At 29.7% G+C, this 2133-nt stretch carries 3 protein-coding genes; all 3 read right to left on the minus strand.

Features of this window, described 5'->3' with window-relative positions; translation table 11 throughout:
* Positions 1 to 1499 (minus strand): SWIM zinc finger family protein (locus MR593_RS00665; protein ID WP_290685815.1); only part of this gene is annotated, 1499 nt, incomplete at its 3' end.
* 39 nt (positions 1500 to 1538) lie between these two features.
* Positions 1539 to 1667, minus strand: coding sequence for a hypothetical protein (locus MR593_RS00670; RefSeq protein ID WP_290685818.1), 129 nt, complete (start codon positions 1665 to 1667; stop codon positions 1539 to 1541).
* Positions 1643 to 2133, minus strand: a 491-nt coding sequence (locus tag MR593_RS00675; protein WP_290685821.1) for a 4Fe-4S binding protein, incomplete at its 5' end; no start/stop codon positions are given. The genes MR593_RS00670 and MR593_RS00675, both read right to left, overlap by 25 nt.

A 2133-nucleotide genomic window follows, 5' to 3' on the forward strand; every position in this document is an offset into this window, starting at 1 on the left:
TGTTTTTTCAAATATTTATAATATATAACGCCGACCTCTGTTCTATATTTAGGCAACAATTTCTCTGCATATTCCTCTACTGCATATGGTTTCTTTCTTACATATTCCATAATGGCATCTAAGTCATTTTCCATTTCTATAATTTCAAGATACGTTCTTGAGCTTGCTTTTTTCAGCTTTTTCAAATCATCTTGGAAATTACTGTAGAAATTTTCATCTTGAGATAGCGATTTTAACTCACTATAATACTTGATTTCTCCTTTAAATAGTAATTCTTTTGCTAGGGATTTTTGCTCGTCTATTGCTCCCATTTTTTTATAGGCTTCGTATTTTAATTCTTTCCACATTAAAATAAATTCATTTTGTTTTTCGCCTTCTGTTGCGTACTCCACTGCTTTGTCAAATTCTCCATTTTCCAAGCATCTATTTATTGCTATCTCTCTAAATACTGGATACTCAATATTATCATCGATAAATCTTTGAATTTCATCTTCCTCTGCATATTCAAACATCAAATTATATAAAAATACTTTTAATTCTTTCTCCTCTAAAAAACTACGGGAACCATCATCTATCATGACTTCTATCTCATGAGCAAGCATTTTTTGGAGTTCTTTTGTATCTGCTATTTCACAGCAAATATCCATTATTTCCATTTTAAAATTATGCCAGTCGCTTAACACTTCACCCTCATATTCATCTAATAATTTATTCAATATTTTATTTTTAGTTTCAGAATCGTCGATATTTAGAACTACATTTTTAATCATACGTATTACATCCTTAACTAAAAATTCCAAATTATAATCATCATCATAAAAATATAAATCAAAATCATCAATATATTGCATATAATATATAGATTTTTCTAAAACTAATAACAATATATCCATTGCCAGTATTTTATTTTCAATCACACATATTCTTTTAAATATTTCTTTTACATCCAATGCAAATAAATACGATCTATCCTCTATATAACTATCCTCTTCAAAATACATTTTAAAGCTTGAATCTATATGCTCTTCACATTTTTTTAATTCACTTTCATCATCTAGAATCGGTGAATATTTAATTAAAATAGAGTTTTTTGATTTTGGATTCTCTGCAATTTGATCCATGATTATATCTATAAGTTGGTTTTTATCGAGGCTTTTAAGTACATCATTAAGGGTGTTTTCTTTATTTTTAGGCTGATGCGTAGTTTTATTTTCACACTTTATTTCTCCTTTTAATAAGTCTCTTAATTTGTAAAAAACTGCTATCTGATGCTTGCAAATAGGCTCTAAATCATATGGACAGTTACATTTTGAACTCAATATATTTTCATATTCGTCTAACTCAACAAATACTTTATACTGATCAGTTCCATATACTCTAAATGTGTATTTATTGCCTTTTTTCTCAAAATCCTCACTAATATTTCCACCTTTGTAGTAATAATATCCTCTTTTTAATATAACAGGATTTATATTTTCTTCAAAAACAACAATATTCATAGGTACCTCCTTTAAATTCTGCCTTGCTAAACTAAAAAATTACTCCCTTCTATGTCTATGACCGCCACCATGACCTCTATCATTCTCCATCTGATCATTAGGATTCGTAAACGAAACTCCCAAAGCATCACTTACCGCCTCAATTATCCCATCATTGTACTTGCACAATATATTCCTAAAATTGTAGCTGCAACGATTATTCCTGATACAGCTTGTTTCGGATTTATGTATAGAGCTTTTGGTTTGCATGTGTCTATACATTTGAAGCAATCTATGCATTCACTGGAGATAACTTGTCCGTGGATGCTTGTTTCTTCGTCGACGTTTATTCCCATTGGACATTTTTTTGTACATAAATTGCAGTTTATGCATTCAGTCGAATCCTTTTTTATTTTATAAATACGAGACTTTGATATTAATGAGAATATTGCACCTAATGGACAAAAATATCTGCAAAAGGCTCTTTCTACAAACAGTGAAGATATGATTATTAGTAAAAGCCCTCCAAATGTTAGGAGCATGCTAAAATCTGACCATCCCTTGTATGATGAATATATGCCAAAGACATTCCATGGGCTGAGCTTTGCGTCTATTGTGATGTTGAAGGTCCAAAGCATTATAAATATTATTATTA

This window comes from Intestinibacter sp. (assembly GCF_022780145.1).
GTDB lineage: Bacteria > Bacillota > Clostridia > Peptostreptococcales > Peptostreptococcaceae > Intestinibacter.